Origin of the sequence: Acidovorax sp. SUPP3334 (assembly GCF_030159055.1) — a bacterium.
Classification (GTDB): Bacteria; Pseudomonadota; Gammaproteobacteria; order Burkholderiales; family Burkholderiaceae_C; genus Paracidovorax.
In genome coordinates this window covers 52,859-66,603 of the sequence record NZ_BQXQ01000029.1, presented here as the reverse complement: position 1 = coordinate 66,603, position 13,745 = coordinate 52,859, and the positions used below count along the sequence as shown (strand labels likewise).

Sequence of the window (13,745 nt, the reverse complement as noted above, 5' to 3'; positions counted from 1 at the left end):
GCCTTTATTTGCGTCTGCTCGCGCTGCTGGCCGAGCCGCCCATGGCGCTTGCCGCGAGGCCGCGAGAAGGAAAGCCTGGCTTACTCAGATTGGCTTGAAGCGGGTGGCGAATTTTGCAGGGCCGACTTTGTACGTGCCCATCGCCACCCTGCTCTGCCTCGTCATTGCCGTCAGTGACGGCGACACCCTCACCGCCCGCTGCGGCGCACAGCGCCCCATGCAGGTCCGCCTGGCCGCCATCGATGCGCCCGAGCGCAAGCAGGCGTTCGGCACACCGTCCCGCCAGAACCTCACCCGGCTCTGCCTTCGGCAACAGGCCACGCTGCAGACCGTGGCACGCGATGCCTATGGCCGCACGGTGGCGCATGTGCAGTGCGGCCATGGCGATGCGGCAGCGGCGCAGGTTCGGGCCGGGCTGGCCTGGGTTTACACGCCACGCGCCAGGCGCTATCCGCAACTGGCCGCGCTGCAGCGGCAGGCGCAGGCCAGCCACACCGGCCTGTGGTCGCAAAAGCGGCCGCGTGCTCCATGGGACTACCGCAAGCAGCACCCGCGCGGATAAAACGGTAGCATCCCGCGCAGCTTTCCCTTTCTTTCTGTTCCCCCCTTCCTTTCCTTTCACCGTTTGAACCGCCTGTAGCGCCGACCTCCGTGCCCGCCCACGGGGCGCGCCCAATGAAGGCGCCCGCGCCGTGCCAGATCTTTCCAACGCCACCCCGGTTCCGCCCCCACCCCTTCCGCCCGCCCCGGAAAGCGTGTACCGGCACGCCGGCTTCCTCGCGTTCCTGATCGCCCGCGTGGTGGCGGTGTTCGCCACGCAGGTGCAGGCGGTGGTCGTGGCATGGCAGGTGTATGACCTGACGCGCGAGCCGATGGCGCTGGCGTATGTGGGGCTTGCCCAGTTTTTGCCCATGCTGTGCCTGCTGCTGCCGGCCGGCGACCTGATCGACCGGGCGAGCCGCCGGCGCATCCTGGCGATCAGCTGGTCGGTGGGTGCGGTGTGCAGCGCGCTGCTCTGGTGGCTGTCGGGGCATGGCACGGCGGGCGTGGCCGGCATTTATGCGGCGCTGGTGCTGTTCGGCTGCTCGCGCGCGTTCTCGGGGCCGGCGCTGCAAAGCCTGCTGCCGCAGATCGTGCCGCGCAGCCAGTTGGCGCAGGCGATTGCCACCAACAGCATGCTGATGCGGCTGGCCGGGATCACCGGGCCGCTCATCGGCGGGCTGCTGTACGCGACCGGCGGTGCGTCGCTGACCTACCCCGTGTGCTGCATGTGCTTCGTGCTGGGCGCGCTGCTGCTGGCGCGCGTGACGGTGGCCTATGCCGTGCCGCCTTCGCCCACGCAGGGCCGCATGTGGCAGCGTTTCGGCGCGGGCATTCACTTCATCCGGTCGCGGCCGATCATTCTGGGAACGATCTCGCTCGATCTGTTCGCGGTGCTGCTGGGCGGTGTGGTGGCGCTGCTGCCCATCTATGCGCACGAGGTGCTGCACGTGGGGCCGCAGGGCCTGGGCGCTTTGCGCAGCGCCATCGCCATCGGCGAAATCTGCGCGGGGCTGTACCTCACGCTGAGGCCGTTCAATCGCCACGTGGGCCGGCGCATGTTCATCGCGGTGGCGATCTTCGGGGCGGCCAATCTCGTGTTTTCGCTGTCGCACTGGTTTGTGCTGTCGTTTGCGGCGCTGATGGTGTCGGGCGCGGCCGACATGGTGAGCGTGTACATCCGCGGGGCGCTGGTGCAGTTTTCCACGCCGGACGAAATGCGCGGGCGGGTGAACGCGGTCAACATGCTGTTCATCGGCTCGTCCAACGAACTGGGCGAGTTTCGCGCGGGCACCAGCGCCGCGTGGCTGGGCGCAGTGCCCGCTGCGGTGGCGGGCGGGCTGTGCACGCTGGCCGTGGTGGGCGCGTGGACGCTGGCATTCAAGCCGCTGCGCGATGTGGACCGCTTCGAGGAAGCCAGCGAAGAGCGCCAGCGCCGCTGACCCGAAAGCGGCGGCTTGACGGCGCAGCCCCATTGGCGGTTGACAGCGGTTACCAAAAAGTCAGGCAGCGCCAAAATGCTCATCTTTCTATAGCAATACACCGCCGTCTTTATTGCGCTGCAGGCCTTTTTCATTCAAAGCGTTGGGAGGCGCTGCGGATACATCTGTATCCCGGGCGTAAAACCCCGCTGCGCCCCCTTGCCGGGCTCCGCGCTGCGCTGCACCATGGGCACCGTTTCATCCATGGAGCTCTGCCATGAACCCCTCGCCCGCCGCTTTGACCGCCCTGCCCCTTACCCGCAGGCACTGGCTCGGATGGACTGCAGCCCTGTCGCTCGCCACCAGCGGCAGTGCCTGGGCCGCCGCCAGCCAGTCGGGCGCGCCGCCGGGGCAGGACGACACCGCGGCCGGCGTGCGCTTGCTGGACCGCATCTCCTGGGGGGCCACGGCCGCCTCGCAGCAGGCGATGGCCGAGGCGAGCGTGGCCGGTTACCTGGCTTCGCAGCTGCGATCCGCCCCGGCAGCGCTGCCGCCCGAGGCCCAGGCGCAGATCGATGCCATGGCCATCACCCGCACGCCCATGGAGACGCTGGCCATCGACCTGCAAGGCCGCCAGCAGGCCATCAAGGACCTGCCCGACGAAGACGCCCGCAAGGCCGCGCAAGAGGCCTACCAGCGCGAACTGCGCGGACTGCAGCGCGAGGCAGAGCGCCGCTTCGTACTGCGGGCCGTGTACTCGCCCGCGCAGCTGCAGGAGAAGATGACCTGGTTCTGGATGAACCACTTCAGCGTGTTCGCGGGCAAGGGCGACATCCGCGCCATGGTGGGCGACTACGAAGACCGCGCCATCCGGCCGCATGCGCTGGGGCGCTTTCGGGATCTGCTGGGCGCCACGGTGCGCCACCCGGCCATGCTGCGCTACCTGGACAACGCGCAGAACGCAGCCAACCGCATCAATGAAAACTATGCCCGCGAACTGATGGAGCTGCACACGCTGGGCGTGGACGGCGGCTACAGCCAGCGCGACGTGCAGGAGATGGCGCGCGTGCTCACCGGCCATGGCGTCTCGCTGCGCCCGCTGGGCGAGCCGCCCCCGAAGCTCAAACCCGAGTGGACCCACCAGTACGTGCGCCATGGGCTGTATGAGTTTCACCCCCAGCGCCACGACTGGGGCGCCAAGGAGTTGCTGGGGCAGCCGCTGCAGGGACAAGGCATGGCCGAACTGGACGAAGCCCTCGATCGCCTGGCCCGCGCGCCGGCCACGGCCCGCTTCGTGTCGCGCAAGCTCGCGTTGTACCTGGTGGGCGATGCGCCTGCACCCGCGCTGCTGGATGCGATGGCCGAGTCGTTCACGCGCAGCGACGGCCACATCGCCACCGTGCTGCAGACGCTGTTCGCCAGCGCGCCATTTCAGGCGTCGCTCGGCAAGCGGCTGCGCGATCCGGTGCAGTACGTGATGGCCGGGCTTCGCATGGGCTACGCCGATCGCGTGCTGACCAATCCCGACCCGGCGCTGTCGTGGCTGCAGCGCCTGGCCGAGCCGCTGTACGGCCGCGCCACGCCCGACGGTTACCCGCTCGATTCCGCCGCCTGGACCAGCTCGGGCCAGATGGCCGTGCGCTTCGAGGTGGCCCGGGCACTGGGCGGTGCCGGCGCGGCGGCGCTCTATCGCCCGGAAGGCGCGCCCCCGCCCAAGGTCGCGCCGCCGGCACTGGCCCAGAGCGCCTATTACCGCGCGCTGGAGCCGCAACTGGCGCCCGCCACGCGCGTGGCGCTGGCGCGCGCGGCCACGCCGCTGGAATGGAACACCTTCCTGCTGAGCGCGCCCGAGTTCATGTACGCCTGAGCCGTGCGGCCGCGCCCGCCGGGCGTGCCTGTCCCCACATACCTCAGCATCCATCCGCATCCCTGCATCGTTCATCACGCCTCTTCCTGTTGCCGCTGAAAGGCATTGCCATGACGCATTTCTTCACCCCCCGCCGCTCTGGAACCTCCGATGCCGGCCCCGCCCCGACCCGCCGCCAATGCCTTCAGGCCCTCGCCGCGCTGGCCGCGCCGGGCGTATTGCAGGCCAGCCTGGCGGCCACGCCGCAGGCCGCGGCGGATGCGCGCTTCTTGCTCGTGTTCCTGCGCGGCGGCTACGACTGCGCGAGCCTGCTGGTGCCCACCTCCAGCAGCTACTACTACGAAACCCGGCCCAACATCGCCATCGCCAAGCCGGGCGAGGCCGGTGGCGCCCTGCCGCTCACGGCCGACTGGGGCCTGCACCCGGCACTGGCGGGCTCGCTACAGCCCCTGTACGAGAAGAAGCAGGTGGCCTTCGTGCCGTTCTCGGGCACCGAAGACCTCACGCGCAGCCACTTCGACACGCAAGACAGCATCGAACTGGGCCAGCCCGTGGGCGGGCGGCGCGACTACCGCTCGGGCTTTCTCAACCGGCTGGCCGCCGAGCTGGGCACGCAGCCACGCTGGCACGACCACCTGTCGCCCATGGCCTTCACCGACACGCTGCCGCTGGTGCTGCGCGGCGGCTACGACGTGCCCAACACCGCGCTGGGCGCCGCGGGCGCGGCCAAGCCCGGCATCGACGACCGGCAGGCCGGCCTGATCGCTTCGATGTACGGCGGCACGCCGCTGGCCGCCGCCGTGGCCGAAGGGTTCCAGACGCGCGACGAAGTGGCGCGCACCATGCAGGGCGAGATGGATGCGGCCAGCCGCAATGCCTTGAGCACCAAGGGCTTCGAGGGCACGGCGCGCCGCATGGCCCGGCTGATGCAGTCGCGCTACAACCTGGGCTTCGTGGACGTGGGCGGCTGGGACACGCACGTGGGCCAGGGCAACGCCACGGGCGCGCTGGCCAACCGCTTCGAGGAACTGGGCCGCGGGCTGTCCGCCTTCGCCGATGAAATGGGGCCGGCCTGGAACCGCACCACGGTGGTCGTCATCAGCGAGTTCGGCCGCACCTTCCGCGAGAACGGCAACCGCGGCACGGACCACGGCCACGGCAGCGTGATGTGGGTGCTGGGTGGCGGCGTGTCGGGCGGCCGCATCGCAGGCGAGCAGCAGACGCTCTCGGCCACCACCCTGTTCCAGAACCGCGACTACCCAGTGCTGAACGACTACCGCGCCGTGCTGGGCGGGCTGTTCGCGCGCACCTATGGGCTGTCGCCCGCGGCCCTGGCCCGCGTGTTCCCGCAGACCCGGCCGCGCGATCTGAAGCTGGTATGAACGCGAAGGCTCAGAGGGCCGGGGTCGCCTGAACCCCTGCGGCACCCGCTGTGGTGCCAGACGCGTCGAACGTGCCGCTCAGCAGTTCCGGCAGGCGATCGGCTCCCATGCGAAAGCCGCAGGCCTGCGCGTGGCCGCCGCCACCCATGCTCTCGGCGAGCACCGAGCAGTCGAAATTGCGCTGCGAGCGCATGCCGACCTTGACCTTGCCGTCCTTGCCGACGATCCACATCAGCGCGAACGTGCCGCACTGCTTGGACAGCATTTCGCCGATCAGGCTGTGGAAGGCGCCGGGCGCATTCACCATCAGCCCCTGCTTGCCGTTGAAGGTGATGGCTTGCGCGCCGCCCGCCACGTCGGCCGCCAGGTGGCGGAATTTCTCGTCCATGGCGTTGCCGCGTGCCACGAAGGCGGCGGATTGCTCGGGCGTGAAGTGGGCGATCTCCTCCCAGCGCGCGAAGTCGAAGGGCTCCATGTCCAGCGCGGCGAGGTAGCCGGCGCTTTCAGGAAAAGCCCAGGCCCAGATGTCGCGGTCTTCCACGTAGCGCACCAGATCGGGCAGCGGAGCGTCGGGGTAGAAAAACTCCCACGCCAGGCGCGCACCCGATTTGTCCATATCGAAGTGCATCACGCCGCATCGGCAGGCAAAGCCGGTGAGCTTTTCGGCCGCGCTCTTGTGGTGGTCCAGCATGACCAGCTTGGCGGCCCGCTCGTCGATGGCGGTCAATATCTCGGGCGTGAAAGAAAAGTCGAGGATGTACACCGCCCGGCCGTCCAGCGCAGGCAAGTCTTCCACCGACTGCACCTGGCCGTGCGACAGCCCTACGCACTCGGCCTGGCCGCCGTAATAGCGCCAGGCAGCCAGCGCGGCGCCGAAACCGTCGGCGCAACGGCCGTGGTAGAGGATCAGGGGGTTGGGGTCGCTCTTGTCGGGGTGCACCAGCAGTTGCAGGGGCAGGAGGGGTTTTTTCGTGGGGATCGTCATGGGGCGCATTGTCGGGCACCGGGCGGGCCGAGCGGCGGAGGGGCTTGGCAGTGCCACCCTTTCGGTTGTCCAATCGCCCAGGGGCGCTGCATCGCGCCACCCGGCACCGATTCACCCGCAAGGAGTTTTTATGCGAAAGCTGTCGATCTGCGTCATGGCCCTCTTCCTGGCCGGCTGCGCCACGCACGGCTCCGACAGCCTTTCGCTGGGCGCGCCTGCCGGCAGCGCGCAGCCTGCAGACCCGGCCCGGCAGGCTGCGGACCTGGCCGACTGCCAGCGCTACGCCAGCCAGATCGGCGTGGCCAGCGAGACGGTGGATGGGCTGGTGGCCGGTGCCGTGCTGGCGGCCACGGTGGTGTGGGCGCTGGGCGGCAGCCGCAACGCGGTACAGGATTCGGCGCTGATCGGTGGGGCCCTCGGCGCCACGCAGGGGGTGCAGGCGCTGGACCGCCGCCAGCGCATCGTGGCCAACTGCATGGCCGGCCGGGGCTACGCGGGGGGCGCCTATGCAGCCATGCCGGCGCTGCCCGAGCCCAACCGCCCAGCGCCCATGGCGCATGCGGATTACACGCCCCTGCCGGCGCGCGCCATCGGCACGGACACCTTCAACGCCGAGCGCCTGGCGCGCGACCAGTCCTGCACCGCCACACCCATGGCCTGGCTGGCCGCCAAGGGCCCCGGCTTCGAGACCTACACCGTGCCTTGCAGCAACGGCGATGCGATGGCCATCCGCTGCGAATTCGGCCAGTGCCGCGTGCTGCGCTGACGGGCTGCCGATGGCCTGACGGCGAACCGAACAAACGTGCCTGCAGGTGGAGCCGGCCGCCACGGATGGGGTCGGTTTGCGCAATGCGCGGCAGCCGCCTATCCCCTGGAGACACGGCTGCCGCGCATCGCCCACCGAAGCAAGGGGGTGATAGTGGCCGCTACGCTCAGCACCATGGCGAGGCCCAGCCAGGTCCATTCCAAGCCATAACCGAAGTTTGCTGCGGCGGCTGCCAAAGGGGCGCCCAATGCCAGCCCGGCAAAGAAGGCTGCAGACAACCAGCCGGACGCAACGGCCGTGGCACCGAACGTGGCGTGCCGCACGACCATGCCCATGGCGACGGCGTTCAAGGCCACCGCGCTGATGCCCATCAGCCCCGCCGCGCACCACAGCGGCCATTGCCGCAAGGGGCCAGCCAAAAGCACGCCGCCCGCCGATGCGGCGGCGATCACCAAGAGAAACAAGATCAACCAGGACTCGTCCCGAAGCTGCGCAGCCAATGGGGTCAGCACCACGCGCGAGACCAACCCGGTCGCGGCGAAGACCGCCACCAGATGACCTGCCTGTACCAGAGGCCACCCCTGGGCGGCCGCGTGCGCAGGCAAGGACACGATGAACGCCGACAGTGCGGCACCCACGCACCACTGGATGCCCATCAACACGGCCAGAGCCAAGTTCGGCCTCGGTGGGGTCATCGGCGGCACAGGCCCGGCCGCGTGCTGCCGCGTCACGGCGGGAACGGCCAGGGCCAGCAGCAGGCCGAGGGGGGCCATGAGACCGAGCGTCCAACGCCAGCCCCAACGGGATGCCAGCACGGGCAAGGCCAGCCCCGCGAACAGCGCTGCCACTTGCACGCCCGCCTGTTTGACTCCCACCATGCGCGGCCTCTGATTCGGGGCCACCTGCTGCGCTATGAGCAGGTTCGTGACCGGATTGCACAACGCCTGCGCCACACCGCCGACAGCGACTGCGCATGTCAGCGCCGTCAGGCCCGGCGCCCAAGCCATCATGGTGTAGACCAGCGAAACGGCCAGAAACAGCACCACCAGCCCCAGGCGGCCGCCCAGCCGCGCCGTCCAGGTTCCCGCCCAGGGGGACAGCGCCGCGGCCACGCCGAAAGTCGCAGCGGTGACCCATCCCAATGACCCGGGAGCTACGCCCAGATCGCGGCCCAGCATGGGGCCGAGCGTTCCAACGGCGTATAGCACCAGCATGGGCAATGCCATGGCGGCCATTAGGACGGCAGCCAGCCCGGATGCGCAGGAGCGCAGATCGGCGGCGGTTGCCTTCGGCTCGGGGGCCGTGCCTACGACAGGGTGCATATCAGGCCCTTTCATGAAGCTGCGGCTTCGAGGTCGATCAACTGGCGGCCCACGGAGCTGATGAGGGCTTCATCGGCGCCATCCAGGATGCGCGTGGCCCGCGCTGAGCGAAAGATGCCTGACAACGGTGTGAGCGCACTCAAGCCTTCCGCCCCGAATATCTGTATGGCGGAATCCGCCGCCAGTCCCAGGGCGCGAGCCGCAGCCACCTTGGCAAGATTCGCTGACAGATCGCACCGGCGGCCGGCGTCGAATTCTTCCGCTGCGGCATGCACCAGCGCGCGCGCGCTGGTCAGTGCCAGGTGTGCCTCGAAAACATGCCGCCGCACGAGCTGTTTGTCCTGCAGTGCCGCCATCGCGCCGCGCGGACTGCGGATGCGCTCGCACAGCAGATCGAAGCAACGCTGGCCCAGCCCCAGCCAGTGGCTGGAGCGCAGCAACCGCCCCAATACCAGCCGCTGCCGCATCAGCGCCATGCCCCGGTGCGGTTCGCCGAGTACGTGATCGGCCGGGACACGCACGTTCGTGAAGGAGATCTCGCACTGCCCCTGGTGCCGCCCGAGGATGTCCAGTTCGCGCTCCACCCTGAAACCGGGTGCATCGGTGGGCACCACGATCATCGACAGCGCCTGCTCTGCGGGAGCATCCGGCAGCGTCCGGGCAACGACGGTGACGAAGGCAGCGCGGCCCGCTCGGCAGATGAACCACTTGAGCCCGTCGATGTGCCAGTGACCATCGTGCAGCGTGGCCGACGTCTGGATGGTCGATGGCATCGAGCCGATGCCTTGCGGCTCGGACATGGCGTAGGCGGGCGTGGCTTGCCCCGCCGCCAGCGGCGCAAGATAGCGCTCGCGGACCAGCGGACTGCCATGCATAAAAAGCATGTGCGCATCGACGGCGGCCTCGCTGCCGAAGACCATCGGGCCATGCTCCGATCGACCTTCCGCCTCTGCAACAGTGACGTAGGCGGCGAGCGAGCTCACGCGCCCACCCAGCGCGGCGGGATAGAAAGACCCCCACAACCGGGCACGCCGGGCGGCCTCGACCAGCTCGGCGGCCTTGCCTGCGGCGGCCGAATCGTCTTGATCCAGAAGGGCCTCGGCCGGAATGACGTGGGCATCGATCCATTGCCGCACTTCGCATGCCAGCGTGTTCGATAACCGTGCTTGTTCGCTCATGCGGGTCCTTTCGTGTCAGCGAGCAATCCGGAAACCGGGTCCGTTGCCCAGTTCAGAGACTTCGGCGGTCAGCGCCTTCTTGTCCACCTTGCCTGCCGGACTCAGCGGCAGTTGGCGGTAGTAGCGCAGATACTCCGGCAGCTTGTTGTTTTCCAGCCCCTGCTCGCGCAGGTAGGCATTGATCTCGTTCAGGCTTGGCCGCGGCGCGCCATCGCGCATCGTCAGGCACAGGCACACCCTCTGGCCCATGTCCGCATCGGGCACGGGCACGCAGGCGGCGCTCACCACGTCGGGGTGGCCTGTCGCCAGCGTTTCGATCTGTACGGTGCTGATGTTGGACCCACCGCGGATGATGATGTCCTTCTTGCGCCCGGTGAGCATCAGGTATCCGTCGACGTCGAAGCATCCCAGGTCGCCGGTATAGACCCAGCCGCCGGCATCTCTGTAGCGCTGATCGAGTTCCGGCGCGTTGACGTACTGCATGGGGCTGAGTGGGCCGAGTGCCGTGATTTCACCGATATCGCCGGCACCGACCTCCCGGCCCGCCTCATCGACGAGACGGATCGCGCACACGCTGTCGTTGGGCTTGCCGACGCTGCGCAGCACCAGTTCCAGCGATTCGTCCAAAGTGTTGTGGCAGTTCACGCCATCGGCCGAGCCATAGAGGCTGATGAAACCGCAGCCGAATGCCTCGACACAGCGGCGGATGCTCGCACTGTCGATCACCGAGCCGCCGCTGACCATTGCCACCAGGCTGGACTTTTCGATGCTCGACAGCAGCGGATCGGCCGCCATGCGCTGCAGCATGGTAGGCACCCCCAGGACGTGGGTGGGCTTCAGGCTGGCGATGGCCTGGATCGCGGTGACGGGGTCGAACCGGGGAATCAACGCGATCGAGCCCCCAAGCCAGGACAGCACGCCAAAGGTGGCGGTCGAGCCAAAGGAAGAGCCCAGTGGCACGAGATACAAGCCCCGAAATCCTTGCCCCTGGGGATGCAGCCGCTGCAGAAAACGCCCACGGCCGCCGAGCAGCGCATTGTGCGAATACGCGACCAGCTTGGGTTCGGACTCCGTGCCCGATGACACCAGCAGGCGCACGGGCGCGTTGGGATTCACGGCAGGCAGCGACACGGGATCGATGGGGTGTCCCTCCAGCATGTCGTCGAACGTGGACCACCCCTCGCGGCATGCACCGTCCAGCACGAGAATGCGCAGCGACAGCAGGCTGGAACGCAGCGATTCGACCAGCTCGCACAGGTCAACATCGCCATGGCTCGGCGGAACGATGACGGCGCGCGCCTGGCAGCGCCGCAGCAGCGACTCCATGTCGAGCCGGCCGCGGCCCGGCGGCAGCGGTGCCACGATCGCTCCCAGCGCAGCGACGGCCAGGTCGATGGCGCAGCTTCGCCAGGAATTCGCCAGTTGATAGGCCACGACGTCGCCTGGCACGATGCCGCGCTTGCGCAGGCTTGCCGCCAGGCGATGCGCGGCGTCTAGCAGCATCCCGTAACTGACGCTGCCAGTCGGCGACACCACGGCCGGCTTGTCGGGCTGGCGCAGGGCGTGGGCTGCGAACATCTCGTACACCGAGCGATCGGGATACCAGCCACGAAGGCTCCATTCGCGGCGCAACGATACGGGAACGAGATCGACGATTCCGGATTCGCTCATGACCACCTCCAGGGAGACTGCACTTGGACATAGGAGGCTGGCCGCAGCGCGCGGGCCAGCCGGGGGTTTTCGGGCAACAGGGCTAGGTCTTCGGCCACCGCGGTGGCCGGCACGCTGATGCGGGAAAGCAAGCGTTCGGCGTCGCCCAGCGTCAACGCCCCCAGCCAGCCGGGCAGCGCGTCACGAACCACGTCAGCGGACGCTGGTCGCGGCAGGCCGGCGGCCTCGGCCAGACGGCTCAGCGCCGCATCGTCGGGGCATTCCACCGCGATCCGTCCGTCTTTCACGGGAATCACGGCCTGAAGCAGGGGACCGCAGTCCGTTGCCTTGGCACCCCCTTCCCAGCACGCCTGCAACTCGTCGGCGCACAACAGGGTCGCGGCACCCAGCAGCGAGGTATCGACGCGGCACCCCGACGGGCTCAACTGCCGGCGCAGCAACGCGGCCGTGACGCCCTGCGCGGCGACAACCCCACCCAGCACATCCAACACGGTGAAAAGAGATCCTCCGCGCGTACCGGCGGCCTGCGCGATGACCGATGCGGCGCCGGAGTAGGCCTGGGTCATGAAATCAGTGCCTGGCAAGCTCGGAGCATGGCCTTCGCTGCCCCAGGCGCCGGCATAGGCATAGACCAGCGCCGGATTCACCCGATGGAGATCGCCATCGTCCAGCCCCAGTTCCAAAGCCTTGCCAGGTGCCCAGTTGTGCAGGAACACGTCCGCATCGCGGGCAAGCTCCAGCACGGCCGAGCGGCCCGCAGCGGTCCGGATGTCTATCTCTCGCACCGTCTTCAAGCGGTTCAATGCATCAAAGCGTGCCGACACATCCCCGGCCATCGGCGGCATGCCGCGCAGCGGGTCCCCACCCGGAGGCTCGATGCGGACCACCCGTGCGCCCAGCAGCGCGAGCAGATGGCCTGCCAGCGGTCCCTGGATGCGGCGGCACGATTCGATGATCGTCAGCCCGCTCAACGGCAGTGATCGCGGCGACGGCAGCGGCCGGACTGCGGGTAGGCCAGGGTTCGTGGAAAATCGCCACGGCCCTTGCATCCAGAGGTCGCGGGCCCCGGGGTCCTGCGCACGTGCGGCCACTGGCCTGACCGGACAGACCGCCATGCCGGCCTGCGCGCAACGCGCCGCGATTTCCGCGTAGGGCAAGCCGGCCAGTAGCTGCATCATGCTTGCCGGCATCGGCGACACGGCCTTGGCATAGCGCAGCAGGAAGCCCTTCCAACCCTGAGCAGCCACGGCGGGCTCGATGCCCAGCGCTCCCCAGAAATTGCGCCAAGGCTCCGCATACAGCGTTTCGATTTCGAACACCACCCCATCGGCCGACAGGAAAGGCGGCCGATCCTGCGGCGAATGGCTGCCTGGCGACAACCGCTCCGGCGCATCGGACGCAGTGGCTCCGGCAAGGTATTGCCCGATGCACAGCAGCGCCGTACCGGCCAGCGACACCTCCACCCGCGTGCTGGAGGCGCCGCGCAATTGCCCCAGCGCGGCCGCCATCGCCCCTTGCAAGGCGAGCACGGAGGTCGCGGTGCCGACGCAGTCCAGGCCGAGTGCGCGGCTGCCGCCGCTGGAGCGGCCATGCACCGCCATCAAGCCGCTGCCCGCCTGTGCCAGGAATTCGCTGCCGTCGATGGCGTGGCTGCCGTCGGCCCAGGCGTGGACGGTGGCAGTCACGGCCCGCGCACCGGGTGCCACGAGATCGAATCGCAAGGCATGGTCACGCTCTGGCGAAGCGGCAAGCGCCCCATCGCACGCGATACCCAGCCGATCGGCCTGGAACCGGAGAGAGCGCATGAACGGACTCCAGCCGCCTGGCGTGCGCGCGGCCATCCGGCTCAAGCCACAGCCGGCCAGCCATGGCGTGGTCGCAGCTTTCAACATGGGCGTGCCCCGCTGCCGCCCGCGACGGCCGGAAGGATGGTCACCGAGTCGCCGGGACTGACAGGCGTTGACAGATCTGCCGCGAAGCGGATGTCCTCATCGTTCACATAGATGTTCATGAAGCGATGCACCCGTCCGTTGGCAACCAGGCGATCCTTGATTCCGGGATAAAGGTGGTTGATCGAGTCGATGACCTCCATCACGCTCCGGCCTGAGCAATCAACGCGCTTGTGGTCCTGGGTGAGGGCACGCAGCAGAGTGGGAATGTGGACAGTGACAGTCATGAAAATGGGCTCCTTCAACGAGTTGGACAGTCGGAAATGACAAGCGCTTCCTCCGTGATCCGGCCCGAGACGATGCGAAAACTGCGCATCTCCGGGCTTTGTGGGTCCACAGTGGAAACAATGAGGTAGTGGGTGGCCGGGTCTGCGGCAAAGGCCACGTCGTCGCGGCTCGGGTAGGCGCGCGACGCGGTGTGCGAGTGATAAAGCACATGCGGCATCTCGCCGCGCTCGTCCAGTTCGCGCCAGACGGAGAGTTGCTCGCGCGAATCGAAGCGAAATGCATCAGTGGCGTTCGATGCATTGCGCAACGGCACCAGTCGCACGGGCGCCCCACCGGGCGGGCCGGCGATCAGCCCGCAGGCTTCGACCGGATGGTGGGCCAGCGCATGGCGCACCATGGCATCGGCCAGTTCATGGCTCAGCAGCAACATCGGGCG

Annotated in this window: 12 protein-coding genes; 5 read left to right on the top strand and 7 right to left on the bottom strand. The window is 68.6% G+C overall.

Annotation, left to right across the window (positions count from 1 at the left end; translation table 11 throughout):
• Positions 1-133 precede the first annotated feature (133 nt).
• From AVHM3334_RS16475 to AVHM3334_RS16460, 4 genes are all read left to right on the top strand, one after another.
• Positions 134-562, top strand: coding sequence for a thermonuclease family protein (locus AVHM3334_RS16475; protein WP_284414035.1), 429 nt, complete (start codon positions 134-136; stop codon positions 560-562).
• A gap of 193 nt (positions 563-755) precedes the next feature.
• Complete coding sequence (locus tag AVHM3334_RS16470; RefSeq protein ID WP_502869926.1) at positions 756-1,982, top strand: MFS transporter; 1,227 nt, start codon at positions 756-758, stop codon at positions 1,980-1,982.
• Between the two features lie 256 nt (positions 1,983-2,238).
• Entirely contained in the window at positions 2,239-3,828 is a 1,590-nt protein-coding gene (locus AVHM3334_RS16465) for a DUF1800 domain-containing protein (protein ID WP_284414031.1), read from the top strand.
• A 110-nt stretch (positions 3,829-3,938) separates the two neighbouring features.
• Positions 3,939-5,210: a DUF1501 domain-containing protein gene (locus AVHM3334_RS16460; protein ID WP_284414029.1), complete on the top strand. Its 1,272-nt coding sequence runs from the start codon at positions 3,939-3,941 to the stop codon at positions 5,208-5,210.
• A 10-nt stretch (positions 5,211-5,220) separates the two neighbouring features.
• On the opposite strand, the gene AVHM3334_RS16455 is transcribed toward AVHM3334_RS16460, so the two are convergent.
• Complete coding sequence (locus AVHM3334_RS16455; protein WP_284414028.1) at positions 5,221-6,195, bottom strand: DHH family phosphoesterase; 975 nt, start codon at positions 6,193-6,195, stop codon at positions 5,221-5,223.
• Between the two features lie 130 nt (positions 6,196-6,325).
• On the opposite strand from AVHM3334_RS16455, the gene AVHM3334_RS16450 reads away from it, so the two are divergent.
• Positions 6,326-6,961, top strand: a complete 636-nt coding sequence (locus AVHM3334_RS16450) for a glycine zipper family protein (RefSeq protein WP_284414026.1) — start codon at positions 6,326-6,328, stop codon at positions 6,959-6,961.
• A 98-nt stretch (positions 6,962-7,059) separates the two neighbouring features.
• On the opposite strand, the gene AVHM3334_RS16445 is transcribed toward AVHM3334_RS16450, so the two are convergent.
• The 6 genes from AVHM3334_RS16445 to AVHM3334_RS16420 all read right to left on the bottom strand — a co-directional run bounded on the left by AVHM3334_RS16445 (position 7,060) and on the right by AVHM3334_RS16420 (position 13,739).
• On the bottom strand, positions 7,060-8,283 hold the full coding sequence (locus AVHM3334_RS16445) for an MFS transporter (protein ID WP_284414024.1): 1,224 nt from the start codon (positions 8,281-8,283) through the stop codon (positions 7,060-7,062).
• Positions 8,284-8,294: 11 nt separating this feature from the next.
• Positions 8,295-9,461, bottom strand: a complete 1,167-nt coding sequence (locus tag AVHM3334_RS16440) for an acyl-CoA dehydrogenase family protein (protein ID WP_284414022.1) — start codon at positions 9,459-9,461, stop codon at positions 8,295-8,297.
• Between the two features lie 15 nt (positions 9,462-9,476).
• On the bottom strand, positions 9,477-11,132 hold the full coding sequence (locus tag AVHM3334_RS16435; protein WP_284414020.1) for a class I adenylate-forming enzyme family protein: 1,656 nt from the start codon (positions 11,130-11,132) through the stop codon (positions 9,477-9,479).
• On the bottom strand, positions 11,129-12,937 hold the full coding sequence (locus AVHM3334_RS16430) for a CoA transferase (protein WP_284414018.1): 1,809 nt from the start codon (positions 12,935-12,937) through the stop codon (positions 11,129-11,131). Before AVHM3334_RS16430 ends, AVHM3334_RS16435 begins: the two co-directional genes overlap by 4 nt.
• An 80-nt stretch (positions 12,938-13,017) precedes the next feature.
• Positions 13,018-13,308, bottom strand: a complete 291-nt coding sequence (locus AVHM3334_RS16425; RefSeq protein ID WP_284414016.1) for a MoaD/ThiS family protein — start codon at positions 13,306-13,308, stop codon at positions 13,018-13,020.
• A 14-nt stretch (positions 13,309-13,322) separates the two neighbouring features.
• Positions 13,323-13,739: a M67 family metallopeptidase gene (locus AVHM3334_RS16420; protein WP_284414014.1), complete on the bottom strand. Its 417-nt coding sequence runs from the start codon at positions 13,737-13,739 to the stop codon at positions 13,323-13,325.
• Positions 13,740-13,745: the final 6 nt, after the last annotated feature.

Coding starts and splice junctions, on each gene's coding strand:
- AVHM3334_RS16465 (WP_284414031.1), top strand. CDS start 2,239: ATGAACCCCTCGCCCGCCGCTTTGACCGCCCTGCCCCTTACCCGCAGG.
- AVHM3334_RS16460 (WP_284414029.1), top strand. CDS start 3,939: ATGACGCATTTCTTCACCCCCCGCCGCTCTGGAACCTCCGATGCCGGC.
- AVHM3334_RS16455 (WP_284414028.1), bottom strand. CDS start 6,195: ATGACGATCCCCACGAAAAAACCCCTCCTGCCCCTGCAACTGCTGGTG.
- AVHM3334_RS16450 (WP_284414026.1), top strand. CDS start 6,326: ATGCGAAAGCTGTCGATCTGCGTCATGGCCCTCTTCCTGGCCGGCTGC.
- AVHM3334_RS16445 (WP_284414024.1), bottom strand. CDS start 8,283: ATGCACCCTGTCGTAGGCACGGCCCCCGAGCCGAAGGCAACCGCCGCC.
- AVHM3334_RS16440 (WP_284414022.1), bottom strand. CDS start 9,461: ATGAGCGAACAAGCACGGTTATCGAACACGCTGGCATGCGAAGTGCGG.
- AVHM3334_RS16435 (WP_284414020.1), bottom strand. CDS start 11,132: ATGAGCGAATCCGGAATCGTCGATCTCGTTCCCGTATCGTTGCGCCGC.
- AVHM3334_RS16430 (WP_284414018.1), bottom strand. CDS start 12,937: ATGCGCTCTCTCCGGTTCCAGGCCGATCGGCTGGGTATCGCGTGCGAT.
- AVHM3334_RS16425 (WP_284414016.1), bottom strand. CDS start 13,308: ATGACTGTCACTGTCCACATTCCCACTCTGCTGCGTGCCCTCACCCAG.
- AVHM3334_RS16420 (WP_284414014.1), bottom strand. CDS start 13,739: ATGTTGCTGCTGAGCCATGAACTGGCCGATGCCATGGTGCGCCATGCG.